Source organism: Actinoplanes sp. NPDC026670, from assembly GCF_040638175.1.
Lineage (GTDB): Bacteria > Actinomycetota > Actinomycetes > Mycobacteriales > Micromonosporaceae > Actinoplanes.
Map to the genome: position 1 here is coordinate 36,639 of NZ_JBEZXU010000041.1, position 18,748 is coordinate 55,386.

Annotated in this window: 12 protein-coding genes; 4 read left to right on the plus strand and 8 right to left on the minus strand. The window is 70.5% G+C overall.

What is annotated here, in order from left to right; all coding sequences use genetic code 11:
- Positions 1-13 precede the first annotated feature (13 nt).
- Entirely contained in the window at positions 14-3,787 is a 3,774-nt protein-coding gene (locus AB0E94_RS33200) for an AAA family ATPase (protein WP_360334576.1), read from the plus strand.
- 1,786 nt (positions 3,788-5,573) lie between these two features.
- Positions 5,574-5,801 (plus strand): hypothetical protein, encoded by a 228-nt coding sequence (locus AB0E94_RS33205; protein ID WP_360334579.1) that lies wholly within the window; start codon positions 5,574-5,576, stop codon positions 5,799-5,801.
- Positions 5,802-5,868: 67 nt separating this feature from the next.
- Here the strand turns inward: AB0E94_RS33205 and lipA are convergent, their stop codons facing one another.
- On the minus strand, positions 5,869-6,765 hold the full coding sequence (gene lipA, locus AB0E94_RS33210) for a lipoyl synthase (RefSeq protein WP_360334706.1): 897 nt from the start codon (positions 6,763-6,765) through the stop codon (positions 5,869-5,871).
- Between the two features lie 383 nt (positions 6,766-7,148).
- On the opposite strand from lipA, the gene aspS reads away from it, so the two are divergent.
- Both aspS and AB0E94_RS33220 read left to right on the plus strand, forming a co-directional pair.
- Positions 7,149-8,405 carry an aspartate--tRNA(Asn) ligase gene (gene aspS / locus AB0E94_RS33215; RefSeq protein ID WP_360334582.1) on the plus strand — a complete coding sequence of 419 codons (1,257 nt, stop codon included), beginning with the start codon at positions 7,149-7,151 and terminating at the stop codon, positions 8,403-8,405.
- A 19-nt stretch (positions 8,406-8,424) separates the two neighbouring features.
- Positions 8,425-9,558: a PQQ-binding-like beta-propeller repeat protein gene (locus tag AB0E94_RS33220; protein ID WP_360334709.1), complete on the plus strand. Its 1,134-nt coding sequence runs from the start codon at positions 8,425-8,427 to the stop codon at positions 9,556-9,558.
- Positions 9,559-9,729: 171 nt separating this feature from the next.
- Here AB0E94_RS33220 and AB0E94_RS33225 read toward each other — a convergent pair whose 3' ends face one another.
- The 7 genes from AB0E94_RS33225 to lpdA form a co-directional block, all read right to left on the minus strand.
- Complete coding sequence (locus AB0E94_RS33225) at positions 9,730-9,894, minus strand: peptide ABC transporter substrate-binding protein (RefSeq protein ID WP_360334585.1); 165 nt, start codon at positions 9,892-9,894, stop codon at positions 9,730-9,732.
- Positions 9,894-10,523, minus strand: coding sequence for a lipoyl(octanoyl) transferase LipB (lipB, locus tag AB0E94_RS33230; protein WP_360334588.1), 630 nt, complete (start codon positions 10,521-10,523; stop codon positions 9,894-9,896). Before lipB ends, AB0E94_RS33225 begins: the two co-directional genes overlap by 1 nt.
- A gap of 10 nt (positions 10,524-10,533) precedes the next feature.
- A complete protein-coding gene (locus tag AB0E94_RS33235) occupies positions 10,534-12,459 on the minus strand; it encodes a DUF2079 domain-containing protein (protein WP_360334591.1) in 1,926 nt (641 codons plus the stop codon).
- Between the two features lie 26 nt (positions 12,460-12,485).
- Positions 12,486-14,357 (minus strand): DUF2079 domain-containing protein, encoded by a 1,872-nt coding sequence (locus AB0E94_RS33240; RefSeq protein ID WP_360334594.1) that lies wholly within the window; start codon positions 14,355-14,357, stop codon positions 12,486-12,488.
- Between the two features lie 33 nt (positions 14,358-14,390).
- Positions 14,391-15,308, minus strand: coding sequence for a TIGR01777 family oxidoreductase (locus tag AB0E94_RS33245; protein WP_360334597.1), 918 nt, complete (start codon positions 15,306-15,308; stop codon positions 14,391-14,393).
- 84 nt (positions 15,309-15,392) lie between these two features.
- Complete coding sequence (sucB, locus tag AB0E94_RS33250; protein ID WP_360334600.1) at positions 15,393-17,156, minus strand: 2-oxoglutarate dehydrogenase, E2 component, dihydrolipoamide succinyltransferase; 1,764 nt, start codon at positions 17,154-17,156, stop codon at positions 15,393-15,395.
- A gap of 37 nt (positions 17,157-17,193) precedes the next feature.
- A complete protein-coding gene (gene lpdA, locus AB0E94_RS33255) occupies positions 17,194-18,585 on the minus strand; it encodes a dihydrolipoyl dehydrogenase (RefSeq protein WP_360334603.1) in 1,392 nt (463 codons plus the stop codon).
- Positions 18,586-18,748 lie beyond the last annotated feature (163 nt).

The window sequence follows — 18,748 nt, forward strand, 5'->3', positions numbered from 1 at the left end:
GTAGGGGCGTGGCATGCTCGATCTCATGACGGTGAGCGTGCACAGCACGGTCCTGGTCGGGCGTGAGCCTGACCTGGCCGCGCTGCGCGAGGCCCTCAAACGGGCCGGCGGCGACGAGCCCGCCACCGTGCTGATCGGCGGCGAGGCGGGCGTCGGCAAGACCCGGCTCGTCGAGGAGTTCAGCCGCTCGCTCGACGCCCGTGTCCTCCTCGGCCAGTGCCTGGAGCTGGGCGAGGAGGGTCTGCCCTTCGCGCCGTTCGCGGCCGCGCTGCGCGAGCTGTGCCGCCGCGAGGGCCGGGCCGTCCTCGGCGGACGGGAGGCCGAGTTCGCCCGGCTGCTGCCCGAGCTGGGCCCGGCCGCCGAGCCCGGCGAGACCCGCCGCGGCCACCTGTTCGAGCTGGTCGGCGCGCTCTTCGCCAGGCTCGGCGAGGAGCGCCCGGTGGTCCTGGTGGTGGAGGACCTGCACTGGGCCGACAGGTCCACCCGCGACCTGATCGCCTTCCTGGTCCGCTCGGCCCGCGTGCCCCGGTTGCTGCTGATCGCCACCTACCGCACCGACGAGCTGCACCGCGGCCACCCGCTGCGCCCGTTCCTGGCCGAGCTGGAGCGGGTTCGCGGCGTCCAGCGCCACGACCTCGACCGGCTCGACCGCGACGGCACCGCCGAGCTGCTCGGCCACCTGCTCGGCGCCGAGCCCGACCAGCCCACGGTCGACGCGATCAGCCGCCGCGCCCAGGGCATCCCGTTCTTCATCGAGCAATTCGCCGCCTCCGCCGACCCGCGCTGCGGCGACATCCCCGACACCCTGCGCGACCTGCTGCTCTCCCGCGCCGACCAGCTGCCCGACGCGGCCCAGCGGGTGCTGCGGGTGGCCGCGGTCGGCGGCACCCGGTTCGGCCACGAGCTACTGACCCGGGTCGCCGGCGCCGACTTCGCCCGTTCCGATTCCCTCGGCGGCGGCTTCACTCGTTCCGATTCCGCCGGCGGCGGCTTCGGCGGCGCCGGGTCCGCCCGTGCGGACTTCGGCGGTGTCGACTCCGCCCGGGCCGGGTTTGGTGGTGCCGGCTCTGCCCGTGCGGACTTCGCCGGTGTCGACTCCGCCCGTGCCGACTCCGCCCGCGCCGGCTTCGACGGTGTCGACTCCGCCCGGGCCGGGTTCGGTGGTGCCGACTCCGCCCGCGCCGGGTTCGACGGTGTCGACTCCGCCCGGGCCGGGTTCGGTGGTGCCGGCTCTGTCCGTGCCGGCTTCGCCGATGTCGATGAGACGGCGCTGGAGTCCGCGCTGCGTGCCGCCATCGCCGCCCAGCTCATCGTTGCCGACCCCGCCGGGGGCTACGAGTTCCGGCACGCCCTGGTCCGCGAGGCGATCCACGACGACCTGCTGCCCGGCGAGCGGGCCCGGCTGCACGCCCGCTACGCGCAGGCCATCGAGTCCGAGCCACACCTCGTCGAGGCCGACCGGGCGCCCGCCGAGATCGCCCACCACTGGTTCTCCGCCCGCGACCACGCCCGCGCCCTGGTCGCCGCCCACCGGGCCGCCGATGCCGCCGGCAGCCGCTACGCGTTCGCCGAGCGGGCCCGCCTCCTCGACCGCATGCTCGAGCTGTGGGACCAGGTGCCCGACCCGGCCGCCCTCATCGGCGCCGGCCACCTCGACCTGCTGGAGGAGGCCGCGCTCGCCGCCATCGACTCCGGCGAGCACATGCGCGCCCTCACCCTGACCCGGGTCACCCTCGCCGACCTCGACTTCGAGACCCAGCCGGTCCGCGCCGCCCGGCTCCTGATCCGCCGCGCCAAGCTGCTGCGCAACGCCGGCAAGAGCGACGGCGCGGCCGAGGCCCGTGAGGCGTACCGGCTGCTCACCGGCGTGCCCCGCGACCACACCTGGCTCAAGCTGCTCAGCAACGTCGTCTACGTCCTGTCCGCAGTCGACGATCCCGAGGCCGACCGGATCGCCCAGATGGTGCTCACCGCGGCCGCCGAGCTCGGTGACGAGGCCGCCCAGGCGGCGGCCGAGATCACGTACAGCAAAGTGTGCAGCGGCCGTCTCCCGGCGGCCGAGAGCCTGCCCACGATGCGCCGTTCGGTCGACCGCAGCCGAGCCGCCGGTGACGTCCCCAACCTGGCTGCCGCCCTGGTCAACCTCTCCGACGCGCTGTTCGAGCTGGGTGACTACGCTGCCTCCGCAGCGGCCGCCGCCGAGGGCGTCCCGCTGGCTGACCGGGTCGGCGTCAGCCGCACCACAGGCGTCTACCTGCTGGCCAACCACGCCGAGGCGCTGATGGCCCTGGGCCGCTGGGACGAGGCCGACACCCTCCTGGCCCAGGCCGCCCGCCACGACCCACCCGGCACCCTGGCCCTGCCCGGCCTGGGCCTCCGAGCCCGCCTGCGCCTGGCCCGCGGCCACGACGGCGCCACCCAGATCGTCACGCAGGCGGTGATGTCCCTGGCCAAGACGTTCCTGACCCACGAGGCCCGCATCTGCCTCCTGGAGTTGCGCATCGTCGCCGCCCAGGCCGCCGGCGACACGGTGGCCGCCGGCGCCGCAGCCGAAGCCGCCCTCCAGGACACCACGCTCACGACCCGCCCCCGCTACACCTGGCCCCTCCTGACCGCAGCGGCCCGCACCCTCCCACCCACCCTGACTTCCGCGGCACCTTCTCCCACCCGGGCCGCTGTGGTAGTTCCGTCCAGCCTGGGTTCCGCGGCGGTTCCTTCCGCCTCGGCTTCCGCGGCGTTTTCTCCCGCGTCGGGTTCTGTGGTGGTTCCTCCCACCCCGGCTTCTGTGGCGGTTCCTTCCCCCTTGGGTTCCGTGGCGGTTTCTCCCGCCTTGGGTTCTGTTGTGGTTCCTCCTGCCTTGGGTTCTGTTGTGGTTCCTCCTGCCTTGGGTTCTGTTGTGGTTCCTCCTGCCTTGGGTTCTGTGGCGGTTTCTCCCACCTTGGGTTCTGTGGTGGTTCCTTCCGCCTCGGGTTCCGTAGCGGTTCCTCCCGCCTTGGGTTCTGTGGTGGGTCCTCCCACCCGGGGTTCTGCGGCGGTTTCTCCCACTCCGGCTTCCGCAGCGATCCGTGCGCTCCCCGGTGCTCCGGTGGTTGCCGACGCCGGCTTGGCTGCGCCGGCGGCTGCTGTTGCGCCTTCGCCCTCGGTGCCGGGGGCTTCCTGGCCCTCTACTGCCGCTGGCTCTCGGGTCTCGCCGGCCGCCGAGACCGTGCAGTCTTCGCCGCTGCCGGTTGCTGCGCTTGCGGCCGGCGACCTGGAGAGTGCGATTCGGGCGCTGGCCACCCTCCTGCCACAGCGGTACCCCGCTGAGCGTGCCTACGCCGCCCAGTTGGCCGCCATCCTGGACGGTGGCGCCGAACGCTGGCAGGCGACGGTCGAGGCCTGGCGAGCGGACGGGCAGCCCTACCAGCTGGCCGGAGCGCTTCTCGCACTGGCCGAGGCCTCCGCCGCCGACCGCCCCGCCGCCACCGCAGCTCTCACCGAGGCCGCCACCCTCGCGACCGCCCTCGGAGCCAGGCCGCTGTGCAAGGCCATCGAAGTCCTGGCCCGCCGCCTGGGCATCCGAAACCGCGCGGTCCCCGCCGCAAGCCCGGAAGTCCTGACCGCCCGCGAACGCGAGGTCCTGCGCCTGGTCGCCGAGGGCCACAGCAACGGCCGAATCGCCGAACGCCTCTTCATCTCCCCGAAAACAGCAAGCGTCCACGTCTCCCGGATTATCGCCAAGCTGGCAGTCACCAACCGCGTCGAAGCCGCCGCTGTAGCCCACCGCCTCGGCTACCTCGACACCTGACTCGGAAGTAGACCTACCTCCTTCCCCGAGCAGGGCCGCTTCCATCCCCGAGCAGGGCCGCTTCCTTCCCGAGCAGGGCCGCTTCGCGCAGCAGAGCGGCAGCGCCTAATTCGGACGTAGACCTACTTCCTCCCGAGCAGGGCCGCTTCGTGCAGCAGAGCGGCAGCGCCTAACTCGGACGTAGACCTACTTCCTCCCGATTGAGGCCACTTCGCGCAGCGGGGTGACAGCGACTAACCCACGCGAGCCAGGCCTACCCACGCCGAATGTCGGCAGCCTGCACGGCACCGGAACCACCCGCGGCCCCGGTCCCCCACCGCACCGCCGATCTTGCAGGTTGGCCCTGGGCGCGGGAGTGCGCCAGATTTGGTGGGTTATGCGGGTTTCGGGGGTCGGGTGGGTTATGCGGCGTTCGGGGGTTCGAGTGGTTCCGTGAGGCTCCGGTGTCCCCTTCGCGTCACCTCGGGATCTTGCACGAGTTTGCTCGCCCGCGGCGATCTTTCACGGTTCTTCGTGTCCTGGAAGCTTCCCCAAGGCTTTCGCTGAATCCGAGCTCGCTCCCTCTGCCGGGCGATGACGTCGCGCCCTGCCTGCGGACTGTCGCGCTGGTCGCGCGGGGGACCGGAACTAGGCGAAATCTCGTTCTTGCAGAGGTTTCAACCCCGGCTGGCCGCGTAGATCTTGCACGATTCTCCACCTTCATGGCGATCTTGCACGTTCATTCATGTCTGGGCGTGTCTTGTCGTGCAAGGTCTACTGCGCCGGGGAGACCTTGCAGCTTTCTTCCCGTCGGGGCACGGAGAAGGCTGCAAGATCGGCGCGAGGGTGAAGAATCGTGCAAGATCCGCGGCCGGCGAGCGGCGAGCCACGGGCGCCAAGCCGGGGTGCCGAGCCGAGACGCTAGGCCGAGACGCCAAGCCGGGGTGCCGAGCCGAGACGCTAGGCCGAGACGCCAAGCCGGGGTGCCGAGCCGAGACGCTAGGCCTGGACGCCGAGCACGGGGGAGGCGTCACGGGCGCCGAGCCGAGGGAAGCGTCACGGGCGAGGCGATGCCATCCGCCTGAGGGCTGTCCTTCTCAAGCTGAGGCGGCTTCGCAGAAGTCTCCCTGGGGTGGATCATCGCGCAAGGCCCACATCCTGGCGTGGATCTTGCACGAGTTTCCCGCCTGGGCATGTCCGCCGGGGCATGGAGATACCTGCAAGATCGGCCCTGACGTGCAAACTCGTGCAAGATCGGCCCGGAGACGCGTCTTCATGCGAGATCGGCCGGAGGCGCGTGCTCGTGCAAGACCGGTCCCGGGATGTGTTCTCGTGCCGGGTCGGCCTGGGGTGTGTTCTCGTGCCGGGTCGGCCTGGGGTGTGTTCTCGTGCCGGGTCGGCCTGGGGTGTGTTCTTGTGTGAGGTCGGCTGGAGATGGGTGCTCGTGCAAAGTCGGCCCTGAAGCGCGGGTTTGTGCAGGGCCCTCGGAGGTGTGGGTCTTGCAAGATCGGCTCAGCGGGCAGGTCCGGGTGGCCCGGTGTCTCGGGGATGTGGAACCAGTGTTGGCAGTCGGCGGACGGTCGCCGCTGGAGTGATCGGAACGCCCTTCGGAGGGGTGATCCGATGGCGCTGATACCGGAAGTGGGCACCTACCCACCCGAGGCCGAACGGTGGCGTGGGGGCGGGGCGGGGGAAAGCTAATGGCGGGCGGCGGGGGTCCGATATTGGGGGCCGAAGCACAGGAGGGCGTCCTGCCTGAGCTGAGCGTTTCGTCCTCCGGAGGCAGATGATGGATACCGCAGTCGAGGTGAGTTACGACGTCGTCGGCATGTTGGTGGGGCCGGACTCGCTGGTGCCGTGGTGGGCCTGGCTCGCTCCCCTCGCCATGGTCTTCTTGAAGCTTCTGTCGCCGGTGCTGGTTCCGGAGGTCGCCGAGGCCCGTTGGGGGTCCGAGAAGGGCGGCAAGGACAGCGGCGACGGTAAGAAGGGTAAGAAGGGCAAGAAGGACAAGAAAGCGGCGAAAAAGAAGAAGTAGCCGCCCAGAGCTGTGAAACCAGAGAGCCCCGCGCCGCCACGGCGCGGGGCTCGATGTGTTGAAGGGGTCAGCCTCGGGCTTCGAGGGCCTGCTTGTAGAGACGGCCCGCGCGGTAGGACGAACGGACCAGCGGGCCGCTCATCACGCCGGCGAAACCGATCTGCTCGGCCTCCTCGCGGAGCTCGACGAACTCCTCCGGCTTCACCCAGCGCTCGACCGGGTGGTGGCGCGGGGTGGGCCGCAGATACTGGGTGATGGTGATCAGCTCGCAGCCGGCGCCGTGCAGGTCGCGGAGAGCCGACGACACCTCGTCGCGGGTCTCGCCCATGCCGAGGATCAGGTTGCTCTTGGTGACCAGGCCGGCGGCGCGGGCCTGGGTGATCACGTCGAGGGAGCGCTCGTAGCGGAAGCCGGGGCGGATGCGCTTGAAGATGCGCGGCACCGTCTCCAGGTTGTGGGCGAGCACCTCGGGTGTCGCGCCGAAGACCTCGGCCAGCTGGGCCGGGTCGGCGTTGAAGTCGGGGATCAGCAGCTCGACGCCGCAGCCGGGCATCAGCTTGTGGATCTGGCGGACCGTCTCCGCGTAGAGCCAGGCGCCGCCGTCGGGCAGGTCGTCGCGGGCCACACCGGTGACGGTGGCGTAGCGCAGGCCCATCGTGGCGACCGACTCGCCGACGCGGCGGGGCTCGTCGGCGTCGAACTCGGCCGGCTTGCCGGTGTCGATCTGGCAGAAGTCGCAGCGGCGGGTGCACTGGTCACCGCCGATGAGGAAGGTGGCCTCGCGGTCTTCCCAGCACTCGTAGATGTTGGGACAGCCGGCCTCCTGGCAGACCGTGTGCAGGCCTTCCTTCTGGACGCGGCCGCGCATCTCGGTGTACTCAGGGCCCATCTTGGCCTTGACCTTGATCCACGGGGGTTTCCGCTCGATGGGAGTCTCGGCGTTGCGCGCTTCGATGCGCAGCATGCGGCGGCCCTCGGGAGCAATAGTCACACCCCGAAGATACGCCCGCACAGGCCGGGCACAGCGCAGGGGCGACGAGGCTCACGTGACCATTCGTGTGAGGGCCGTCACCCATAATTCAGGAGAATGCCGCATCGGTGACTGTTAGCGTTCCCGTCACGGCGATGATGGGACCGAGTAACGCTTCGATCCGCCGGCCGAGAGAGCCACCCGGCAGCTGGGAAGGATGGCCCGCGCGCCGGAGCGTGAAGACACCCCGGAGCCGCAGCACGACAAAGAGGCGCCCGTTTCCCACAACGGGCGCGAAGGTGCGGTGGTACCGCGAGGATCCCGCTCGCCCGCACCTCCCTGGGGCCGCGTTGCAGTCACCAGAGGAGGTAACCGCCATGCAACGCATCCTCTCCACCGAACTGGCCACGCAAGAACCGGGCCGGGAAGTCACCATCGCCGGCTGGATCCACCGCCGCCGGTTGCTCAAGTCGGTCGCGTTCCTGATCGTGCGGGACGCCGCCGGGTTCAGTCAGGTGGTCGTCACCGAACCGGCGGCACGCGAGCAGCTGGAGCAGCTCACCGAGGAGAGCGTCGTCGAGGTGACCGCTGTGGTCACCGCCAACGAGCAGGCGCCATACGGAGTGGAGCTGATACGTCCCTCCTTCCGCGAACTGAGCCGGGTAGCCGTACCGCTGCCGTTTGAAATGCATCGACCCACGCTGAACGCCGGGCTTCCCGCCCAGCTGGACCACGCTGCTCTCGCTCTTCGGCATCCGAGCCGGGCGGCGAGCCTGCGGGTCGCGGCTGCCGCGACCAAGGGTTTCCGGGAGGCGCTGGAGGCGCAACGGTTCGTCGAGATCCACACCCCGAAGATCGTCGAGTCGGCGACCGAGTCCGGGGCGAACGTGTTCAAGCTCGACTATTTCGGGCGGCCGGGCTATCTGGCGCAGTCGCCGCAGTTCTACAAGCAGCTGATGGTCGGGGTGTTCGAGCGGGTCTACGAGGTGGGGCCGGTGTTCCGGGCCGAGCCGAGCGACACCGCGCGGCACCTGGCGCAGTACACGTCGCTGGACGCCGAGATGGGTTTCATCACCGACCACCGGGACGTGATGGCCGCGCTGACGCTGACGCTCGAGGGGATGCTCGGCGAGATCGGCATCCTGGAAAACTCGATCAAGGGGGAGATCCCGGCGGTCCACTTCAGTGAGGCGCTGCGGATCGCCGGCGCGCTCGAGGACGAGCCCGACCTCGCCCCGGCGCACGAGCGGGCACTGGGGGAGTGGGCGCTGCGGGAGTACGGCTCGGAGTTCGTGTTCGTGACCGGCTACCCGATGCGGAAGCGGCCGTTCTACACGCATCCGGACCCGGCCGACCCGACCTGGTCCAACGGCTTCGACCTGCTGTTCCGTGGTCTGGAGATCGTCACCGGCGGGCAGCGGCTGCACCGCTACGAGGACTATGTGGCGGCCCTCACCAGAAACGGTGAGTCGCTGGAGCCGTATGCGGGCTATCTGGACGGATTCCGCTACGGGATGCCTCCGCACGGTGGCTGGGCGATCGGCCTGGAACGGTTCGTGGCCCGCCTGACCGGAATCACGAACGTGCGCGAGACGACCGCCTTCCCTCGCGACTTGAACCGGATCGCCCCGTAGGCAGCACAATGCCGTAGTGATGATCGATCTCGACCGGGCCGTCCCACCGGCCCGGCCCGCGCCGCCGGTGACACGTGCGTTGCCGGCGGCGCTGGTCGTGGTGCTGCTGGCGTTCCTGCTCGGACCGTCGGCGCCGATGCCGCGGGTCCGCGAACTGGCGCAGGTCGCCGCGACCGCGAGCCCGTCCGGGACGTGGCTGCTCACCGGCACGACCCTGTACAGCACGCACACCCGGACCACCGGCCGGCTGGAGGTCATCGCCTGGTCGCTCGACTCCGGGACGGCGATCTGGCAGCGGGACGTCGACTGGTTCGCGGGGATTCCGGCGCTCACCGAGATCGGCCCGGCGCTCGTCGTGTCGGGCAACGACGACACCCGGATCCTCGACGTGCGGACCGGTGCGGACCGGGTCGACCCGCGGACCTATTCGCTGGCCCGGGCGGCCGGCGACCGGATCGCACTCTGGGACGGCGCGGCCGGGACGCTCGCCCTCTACGACCCGAAGCAGGACCGGATCCGCTGGAAACAGCCGTTCTCCGCCCGGCCCCACGCGATCGCCGCGACCTCCGCGCATCTCCTGGCCGTGACCGATTCCAGCACCACCACGCTCGCCCTGGACAACGGTGACCTGGTGCACAGCACGGATCGGGTGGCCGCCGCCGGGTCCACGCCCACCGTCCGGGTCATCGACGACCGGGCCTATCTGCTCGGCGACAGCACAGTGACCATGATCGACGGCCGGCGGACATGGACGCTTCCGCTGCTGCTGCCCCGCGCGATCACGGCGTGCGGCACGCTGGTGTGTGTCTCGGGTGGACCCGGCCTGTCCGCGATCGAGCTGCTGAACGGCCACGTCGTCTGGAACAACCGGAACTGGATCGGCGGCGAGGGCGGCATCGTCCGGACCGCCGACGGCCGGGCCCTGCTGATCGACCCGGGGACCGGCGTCGCCCGGCGGGATCTCGGTTACGGCCTGCCCGCCGGTGACCTGCTGATCCGCCCCGACGGTCCCGGGCTCAGCGTCGTCGAATGGGCGGCCGGCCAGGTCCGCGGTCACCTCCCGGGAAGCACACCGAGCGGCTGCCGCCGCACCGGCCGACACCTCGCGTGCCAGCAGACCGGCGGTCAGGTCAAGGTTTGGCGGCTTCTTTGACGGTACGGCCACGAAGAGCACCGTGGCCACACCGCGAGGTGGCTGCCCGCTCCCGGCCTCCAGCGCGACCGCCGGGCGTATGCGGTGGTCACCGTGAGACCGCCGGCCGTCGCTCAGCCCGGTAATGCGCCGGTCATTCCATGGGTGGGCGACGGCCGGCGGTTCCGGCTGCTAGAGGAGGACCGCCACGGTGACCACCGCGACGATCACGAACGGGATCACGGTCATGCACATGAGGATGGCCCAGGCGATCGGATGACCGAAATTGAGCATCATGCTGCCGTTCGGCCGGGGGACGAAGACCCGTTTGTCGCGCGGGTTGCGGTAGAGGGCCATCAGATCAGTGTGGCGAGATGGCGCTCGACGACCGGCATGACCTCGGCGACCGGGACCGGCCTGCCGACCTCGGCGCTGAGCGAGGTGACGCCGGCGTCACGGATGCCGCACGGAATGAACCGATTGAAGTTGGACAGATCGCAGTCACAGTTGAGCGCGAACCCGTGCAGGGTCACCCCGCGCGACACCCGGATCCCGATCTGCGCGATCTTGCGGTCCAGCCCGCCCTCGGTGGCCCGGACCCAGGCGCCACTGCGGCCCTCGACCCGCTCGGCGACCACACCGAACTCGGCGCACACGTCGATCAGCATCTGCTCGGTCCGGCGGACGTAGGCCACCACGTCCACCGGGTCCGGCAGCTTGAGGATCGGGTAGCCGACGATCTGGCCCGGCCCGTGCCACGTGATCCGGCCGCCACGATCGACGTCGACCACCGGGGTGCCGTCGAACGGGCGGTCGGCCGGCTCGGTCCGCTTACCGGCGGTGAAGACGCTCGGATGCTCCAGCAGCAACACCGTGTCCGGCTGAGTGCCGGCCACCACACCCTCGTGCAGGCGCTTCTGCTCCTCCCAGGCCTCCAGGTAGTCGACCAGGCCGGGACGGAGAACGGTGAGGACGGAAGAGGTCACGGCCGCAAGCCTAGCCCTCTTCCCACTGATCGACCGGGTCCACTCCGGGACGGATACGCCACACCAGCACATCGTCCACCTGCTCCGGCTCGCCGAGCATCTCGGTGGCCACCTGGAGCAGCGCGTCCCGGTTCAGGTTGCCCTTGGGGCCGGTCAGCTCGGCGGGCAGGAAGATCGCCTCGATCTTCCAGTAGGCGAAGTCGATCCGTGCCTGCGCCCGGTCCAGGTTGGTCAGCTGCGGGCGGTTGCCCCACCTGGCGGCCCGGTAGAACAGCTTGGCGGTCGGCCGTTCCGGCGGGCCGAGCCGGCCGGTGTCGTGCCGCCCGGCCTCGGTGTAGTCGCGCGGGCCGAGCCAGTAGCCGGCCGGGATCTTGAACAGCCGGTCGCCGCCACGGGCCATCGTGTACGCCTGCCAGCGCATCGCGTCCACCGCGACCTCGCTGGACAGCGGCAGGGAGGTGATCACCCCGTTCACCGAGACGTAGTCCTCCCAGCGGCCGCTGGAGAAGAAGACCGGCTCGGACGAGCGCTCCATGGTCTTCAGCGGCAGCGGGGCGATCGGGACCAGCACCGCGACGATCGCCACACCGAACGCGATCCGGGCGCCGCGGCTGCGGATCAGACTGTCCCGGCTGCGCACCAACTCGTCCGTCAGCATCGCGATGACCAGTGCGAACACGATGACCACGACGAGCGTGTAGCGGACCGGCAGCGCCGAGTCGAACAGCGGGACCTCGGTGAGCAGCGCGTACAGCAGCGGGATGTTCGAGTGCTCCTCGCCGAGGAACTGGAGCCGCGGGCCGAGCGAGAGCAGGAAGAAGACGATCGCCACGATGCTCAGCGCGCGCAGCGTGACCCGCCGGTCCGGGGCCGACCGTCGCCAGAGCAGCCCCAGCGCCACGAAGAACAGCACGATCAGCGGCACGCCCAGGAACGAGGTGGCCTCGGTCGCGTTCGGCGCGAGGTCGGCGCCCCACCCGAACTTGCCGGCCACCGACTGGAGCGGGAACGACGCGTAGGCGACCAGGTCCTCGGAGAACTGCTTCATGCCGAACCCGGTGCCGGAGAACTTCAGTGGCCCGGCGAAGTGCATGTACAGCGGCCACGCCAGCAACGCGCCGGCCACCACCGCGGTCACCCCCAGCGACAGCAGCACCGGCTTGAGCGCGGTCCGCGCTTCCCGCAGCCCGGCCCGCGACAGCAGCCAGACGAACAGGAACAGGCCGCTGGCCTGAGCGGCGAAGAACAGCGCCTCGGCGGCCACCGAGAAGCCCATGGTGCACAGCAGGCCCAGGACGATGCCGTTGCGTAGCCAGTGGCCGCGCTCCGGCAGTTTCAGCACCCAGTACGCGACGATCCCGACCATCCAGCCGGAGGTCCAGTTGAGGTGGCCGTTGGCGTGCGAGACCAGACCCGGGCTGAACCCGAAGATCAGGCCGCCGACCGCCGCCGCGAGTCCGCTGCGCACCAGCCAGCGGCGGAGGAACAGGTACCACACGAAGGCGGACCCGGCCAGGTTGAGCGTCATGATCGCCGCGAACGTGACCTGCGGCCCGGCGAAGTGGGTGACCGGCGCGAACACGATGGCGTAGAACGTGCTCGACGTGTTCATCGCCAGGTTCACGCCGCGAGGCGCGTTCAGCAGGTCGGTGAAGAACGGATTGCTCAGGTGCTGGAGCATGTAGACGCCGTACGACAGCATCCACTCGAACTGGCCCTGGTCACTGACGTTCTCAGCGACCACGTTCCGGTACGGCGCGGCCCACAGGCCCTGGCACACGTAGACGGCGGCGGCCAGCGAGACCACCGCCATCAGCAGGTGGGCCGGCCAGGCGCGCTTCTTACGGGTGCGGGAACCGGCCTCGTCCGGCGTGATCTCGTCGTCGGGTGTTGCGGTCGTCAGGTCCGTTTCCGGGGCGGGCGCGGCGATCGTCACGCCGCGGAGATTATCCAGCCCCGAATTCATCGGTCGATCGGGTCCACGCCGGGACGGATGCGCCACACCAGAACGTCGTCGACGCGTTCCGGCTCGCCGAGCAGATCGGTGGCCGTCACGAGAACCGCGTTACGGAACAGGGTCATGTGGTCGGAACCGGTGATCTGTTCGGGCAGGAACACCGCCTCGACGCCCCAGTACTTGAAGTCGGCGCGGGCCTGCGCCCGGTCCCCGTCGCTGAGCTCGGTGACGTAGCCGTACAGCGCGGCACGGGTGAACAGCCAGTCGGTCGGCAGATTGGGGGCGCCGATCCGGCCGATCTCCTTACGGCCCGCCTCGGTGTGGTTCATCGGGCCGAGGAAGTAGCCGCCCGGGATCCGGAACTGCGGGCCGCCGCGGGCCATCGTGTACGCCTGCCAGCGCTGCCCGTCGGCGGTGACGTTCAGCGCGAACGGTAGGGCGGAGATCACACCGTTGTCCGACACGTACCGCTGCCAGGTGCCGTTGGCGATGAAGTCGGGCTCGGGCGCCCGCTGCTGGTGGCGCACCGGCAGCGGGAGGATCGGCAGCAGCGCCACCACGATCGCCGCGGTCAGCCCGGTCTGCACGGTGGGCGAGAACCGCCGGTCCAGCAGCTCCTGGGCGATCAGCGCCAGCACCACGCCGAAGACCACGGCCACCACCAGCGCCAGGCGCAACGGCAGCGCCGCGTCGAACAGCGGCAGGTGGGCGAGCAACGCGTACGGCAGCGGAACCGGCTGCTCGGCGTCCATCCAGTTGAGCCGCGGGCCCAGCGACAGCACCAGGAAGAGGAGACCGATCAGCACGATCGCCCGCAGGGTGGCCCGGCGGCCCGGGTCGGCCCGGCGCCAGACCAGCACCAGTGACACGAGGATCAGCAGCACCAGCGGGACACCGAAGAACGACGTCTCCTCGGTCCGGTTGGGGGCCAGGTCGGAGCCGAACCCGAAGAGCCCGGCCAGTGACCGGCTCGGGAACGACAGGTAGGCGGCTGCGTCCTCGGCGAAGTAGCGCTGGTTGAACCCGGTGCCGGAGAACGTCTGCGGGCCGGCGAAGTGCATGTACAGCGGATAGGCCAGCAGCGCGCCGGCCACCACCGCGGTCACCCCGAGCGCACGCAGCACGGTGGTGAACGCGGCTTTCACCTCGGTCCGCACCGCCTTGGCCAGCGACCAGGTGATGATGAAGATGCCGCTGGCCAGCGCGGTGTAGAAGAGCCCCTCGGCGGCGATCGTGAAGAACGCCGCGAGCATCAGGCCCAGCACCAGCCCGTTACGGAACCAGTGGCCCGGCTGCCGCAGCCGCAGCACCTGCCACACCACGACCGGCGCGACCCAGCCGGCCGTCCAGTTGAGGTGGCCGTTGGCGTGCGAGATGAAACCCGGCGCGAAGCCGCAGAAGATGCCGCCCAGCCCGGCCGCGAGCGGGCTGCGGACCAGCCAGCGGTTGAGGAACAGATACCAGGCGAAAGCGGACCCGGCGAGGTTCAACGTGAGGATTGTCACATAACTGACCTGAGGGCCGGCCAGGTAGGTCAATGGGGCGAACAGGATCGTGTAGACCGAGATCGAAGTGTTCGCCGCCAGGTTCACCCCCCACGGCACGTTCAGCAGGTCGGTGAAGAACGGATCCGAGCCGTGCCCCAGCGTGTAGACGCCGTAGCCCAGCAACCACTCGAAGAACGCCTGGTCACCGATGTTGTCGGAGAGGCCGTTCTGATACGGGGCGCGCCACAGGCCGTTCGTCACATAGACGGCGAGGCTGAGAGCGAGCATGGCGACCGTCAGATGCGCACGCCAAGGACGGGCGCGAGGCAGCGCCGGAGGCTCGACGGGCGGATCAGCGGACTCGGCGGGGGCAGGGGCGACGACGGACATCAGCCGCAGGTTAGCAAGAAACCCTGAGCCGCTTTACCCGGTCACCGCCGGTTCGGGGCGCAGAGCAGCCACAAGGGCGTCCACCATATCGGGGTACGCCCACTCGAATCCGGCATTGCTCAACACTCCCGGCAACACCCGCTGAGAACGTTGCGCCTCCCCGGCCAGTTCGCCGATCACCAGGTCCAGCACCGGCCCCGGCACCGACAACAGGGCCGGCCGGCGCAGCACCCGGGCCATGTCACGGGTGAACTCCGCGTTGGTCACCGGCTTGGGCGACACCATGTTGACCGGCCCGGCGACATCCGCCCGGTCCAGCAGGAACTCGGCCGCGGCCAGCCAGTCGGCCAGCGCGATCCAGGCCATCCACTGCCGCCCGCCGCCGATCCGGGCGCCCGCGCCCAGCTTGAACGGCAGCAGCAGCGGCTTGATCAGCGAACCACCGGCGTCGATCGTCGGCGCCGTGCGCAGCAGCACCACCCGGGCGCCGGCGTCCTCGGCGGGCCGGGCCGCGGCCTCCCACACCCGGCACAGGTCGGCCAGGAAGGTGGTGCCGGCCGACGCGTCCTCGGTGACCGCCTGATCGCCGGTGTCGCCATACCACCCCACCCCGGAGCCCTGGAGCAGCGTGCGTGGCCGATCCGTGTCCGGCAGTTTGCTGATCGCCCGGGCCAGGGTGTCGGTGGTGTCGATCCGGCTGGACCGCAGCACCCGCTTGTACGCGGCCGTCCACCGCCGGTCGCCGACGTTCGCCCCGGAGAGATTGATCACCGCGTCCGCGCCGGCCAGCACCGTGACGTCCAGGCGCCCCTGGGCGGGATCCCAGGTGGCCTCGTCCGGGCGCTCGGCGGGCCGCCGGACCAGCCGGACGATGTCGTGGCCGCTCTGCCGCAGCCGTTCGGCGAGCCGTGTGCCCAGGAATCCGGACGCCCCGGCCATGACGATGCGCATGACGTGATTCTTTCCCGAAAATCGCACGATCCAAAACAAACCGGGGGGTACGCCGTGACGGCGCACCCCCCGGTGTGATGACCGCTACAGGCCGAGGTCCGCCTCGAAGTGCCCGGCCTCCAGGCGCTCCTTGAGCGTGCCCAGGAAGCGGGCGGCGTCCGCGCCGTCCACGATCCGGTGGTCGTAGGAGAGCGCCAGGTAGACCATCGACCGCGGCACGATGATCTCGCCCAGGTCCGGGTCGTTCACGATCACCGGGCGCTTGACGACCGCGCCGAGACCGAGGATGCCGACCTGCGGCTGGTTGATGATCGGCGTGTCGAACAGCGCGCCCCGGCTGCCGGTGTTGGTCAGCGTGAACGTGCCGCCACCGATCTCGTCCGGCCCGATCTTGTTGTTGCGGGTCCGGTCCGCGAGGTCCGCGATCCGCTTGGACAGGCCGGCCAGGTTGAGGTCGCCGGCGTCCTTGATGACCGGGACGACCAGGCCCTTCGGCGCGTCCACCGCGATACCGAGGTGCTCGGCGCCGTGGTAGGTCACGGTGCCCGCCTCGACGTCGATCGACGAGTTGACCACCGGGTGCTGCTGCAGCGCCTCGACCGTGGCCAGCGCGAAGAACGGCAGGAAGGTCAGCTTCACGCCGTGCTTGGCCTGGAAGTCGGCCTTCGCCTTGTTCCGCAGGTTGGCGATCTTGGTCACGTCGACCTCGACCACCGTGGTGAGCTGCGCGGAGACCTGCAGCGACTCCACCATGCGGCGGGCGATCGTGGCACGGATCCGGGTCAGCTTCTCGGTGCGTCCGCGCAGCGGGCTCGGCTCCGCCTTGGGCGCCGCCTTCTCGGTCGGCGCGGCAGCCCTCTCGGCCTGGGCTGCCGGCGCCGGAGCCTTGGCCGCGGCGGCCTTCTCGGCGGCGTCGATCACGTCCTGCTTGCGGATGCGGCCACCCACACCGGTGCCGGTCAGGCTGGACAGGTCCACGCCCTTCTCGGCGGCCAGCTTGCGGACCAGCGGGGTCACGTAACCGGCGTCGCCGGCCCCGTTCGACTGGACCGCGGCCGGGGCGGGCGCGGGCGCGGGGGCGCTTTCGATCTTGGGCGCCGGGGCGCTCTCGATCTTCGGGGCCGGGGCGCTCTCCACCTTGGGCGCGGCGGCCTGCTGCGGCGCGGGGGCCGCGGCGGGCTTCTCCGGCTCCGGAGCGGGCGCCGGAGCGGCCGCCGGGGCGCTGCCCGGGGTGCCCACGATCGCCAGCACGGCGCCGACCTCGGCGGTCTCGTCCTCGCCGACCTTGATCTCCAGCAGGGTGCCGGCGACCGGAGACGGCAGCTCCGTGTCGACCTTGTCGGTGGAGACCTCGACCAGCGGCTCGTCCGCCTCGACGGTGTCGCCGACGGCCTTCAGCCAGCGGGTGATGGTGCCCTCGGTGACGCTCTCGCCGAGCGCCGGCAGCTTCACCTCGGTGCCCTCGCCACCGGCGGCCGGAGCGGCGGCCTGCGGGGCCGGGGCCTCCGCCTCGACCGGCTTCTCGGTCGACGGGGCCACCGGAGCGGCGGGCTCCGCCTCGGTCTTCTGCTCCTGGGCCGGGGCGGGCGCGGCCGCACCGGCGTCCTCACCGTCACCCGCGATGACGGCCAGCTCGCTGCCGACCTCCGCGGTCTCGTCCTCGCCGACCACGATCCGCGAGAGGATGCCCGCGGCGGGCGACGGGATCTCCGTGTCGACCTTGTCGGTGGAGACCTCGAGCAGCGGCTCGTCCGCCTCGACGCGCTCGCCCTCCTGCTTGAGCCAGCGCGTCACGGTTCCCTCGGTGACGCTCTCACCCAGCCGCGGCATGGTTACCGATGTCGGCATCTTTTCCCAAACTCCCTAAAGCGTAAGAACGATCAGATCAGCTGTGCGCGTGCAGCGGCTTGCCCGCGAGCGCGAGGAAGGCCTCGCCCAGCGCCTCGTTCTGCGTCGGGTGGGCGTGTACGAGCTGGGCGACCTCCTCGGGGAAGGCCTCCCAGTTGGTGATCAGCTGGGCCTCGCCGACGAGCTCGCCGACCCGGGCGCCGACCATGTGGACCCCGACGACCGGGCCGTCGTTGACCCGGACCAGCTTGATGAAGCCCGCGGTCTTGAGGATCTGGCTCTTGCCGTTGCCGCCGAGGTTGTAGTTGTACGTCGAGACCTTGTCCGCGCCGTACTGCTCCTTGGCCTTCGCCTCGGTGATGCCGACCGACGCGACCTCCGGGTCGGAGTAGGTGACCCGCGGGATGCCCGCCTCGTCGATGACCGCGGGCTTCTTGCCGGCGATCTCCTCGGCCACGAAGATGCCCTGCTGGAAGCCGCGGTGCGCGAGCTGGAGACCGGGGACGATGTCGCCGACGGCGTAGATGTTGCCGACACCGGTGCGCAGCCGCTCGTCGACGATCACGAAGCCCCGGTCGAGGGTGATGCCCTGCTGCTCATACCCCAGGTTGGCGGTGGTCGGGCCGCGGCCGACCGCGACCAGCAGCACCTCGGCCTCCAGGGTCTCGCCGCCGGCGATGGTGACCTTGACGCCGTTGTCGGTGTGCTCGACCTTCTCGAACGGCTTGCCGACCTTGAAGTTGATCTTCCGCTTGCGGAAGGCGCGCTCGACCTGCTTCGAGATCTCCTCGTCCTCCGCGGCGACCAGGCGGGGGAGGGCCTCGATGATGGTCACGTCGGCGCCGAACGACTTCCACACGCTGGCGAACTCGACGCCGATCACGCCGCCGCCGAGCACGATCGCCGAGGACGGCACCCGGTCCAGCTTGAGCGCGTGCTCGCTGGTCAGCACCCGCTTGCCGTCGACCTCGAGGCCGGGCAGCGAGCGCGAGTAGGAGCCGGTGGCGAGGATGACGTTACGGCCGGTGTAGCGCTGGCCGGCGACCTCGACGGTGTCCTTGCTGACGAGCTTGCCCTCGCCCTGGACGATCGTGATGTTCTTGTTGTGCCCGAGCAGGCCGGTCAGACCCTTGTACAGACGGCCGACCACCCCGTCCTTGTACGCGTTGACGCCCGCCATGTCGATGCCGACGAGGTCGGCCTTGACGCCGAACTGCTCGCTCTCACGCGTCTGGTCGGCGATCTCCGCGGCGTGCAGGAGGGCCTTCGTGGGGATGCACCCGCGGTGCAGGCAGGTGCCGCCGAGCTCGGCCTTGTCGATCAGCGCGACCTTGAGGTCGAACTGAGCGGCACGCAGGGCGGCCGCATAGCCACCACTGCCGGCGCCGAGAATGACGATGTCGAAGGTTCCGCCGTTGGGCTGGCTCACGTTGACTCCAGTGGTCGCATCGTCTCCGGTGTGGGTCACACAATGGAAACGGTCACAGTCCCGTCACCGACATCTTGTCACTTCGCGACCCGGTCAATGCAGTCAGGTGCCCCACGACACGTCGGTCCGACGTACCCTTGCGGGATCGAACGCGAGGAGGAGC

What these genes read in the sequence shown, in the direction of transcription:
- AB0E94_RS33225 (WP_360334585.1), bottom strand. Translation starts at nt 9,894, where the DNA reads ATGGCCCTCTACCGCAACCCGCGCGACAAACGGGTCTTCGTCCCCCGG.
- AB0E94_RS33200 (WP_360334576.1), top strand. Translation starts at nt 14, where the DNA reads ATGCTCGATCTCATGACGGTGAGCGTGCACAGCACGGTCCTGGTCGGG.
- AB0E94_RS33245 (WP_360334597.1), bottom strand. Translation starts at nt 15,308, where the DNA reads ATGCGCATCGTCATGGCCGGGGCGTCCGGATTCCTGGGCACACGGCTC.
- AB0E94_RS33240 (WP_360334594.1), bottom strand. Translation starts at nt 14,357, where the DNA reads ATGTCCGTCGTCGCCCCTGCCCCCGCCGAGTCCGCTGATCCGCCCGTC.
- AB0E94_RS33220 (WP_360334709.1), top strand. Translation starts at nt 8,425, where the DNA reads ATGATCGATCTCGACCGGGCCGTCCCACCGGCCCGGCCCGCGCCGCCG.
- aspS (WP_360334582.1), top strand. Translation starts at nt 7,149, where the DNA reads ATGCAACGCATCCTCTCCACCGAACTGGCCACGCAAGAACCGGGCCGG.
- lipA (WP_360334706.1), bottom strand. Translation starts at nt 6,765, where the DNA reads ATGCTGCGCATCGAAGCGCGCAACGCCGAGACTCCCATCGAGCGGAAA.
- sucB (WP_360334600.1), bottom strand. Translation starts at nt 17,156, where the DNA reads ATGCCGACATCGGTAACCATGCCGCGGCTGGGTGAGAGCGTCACCGAG.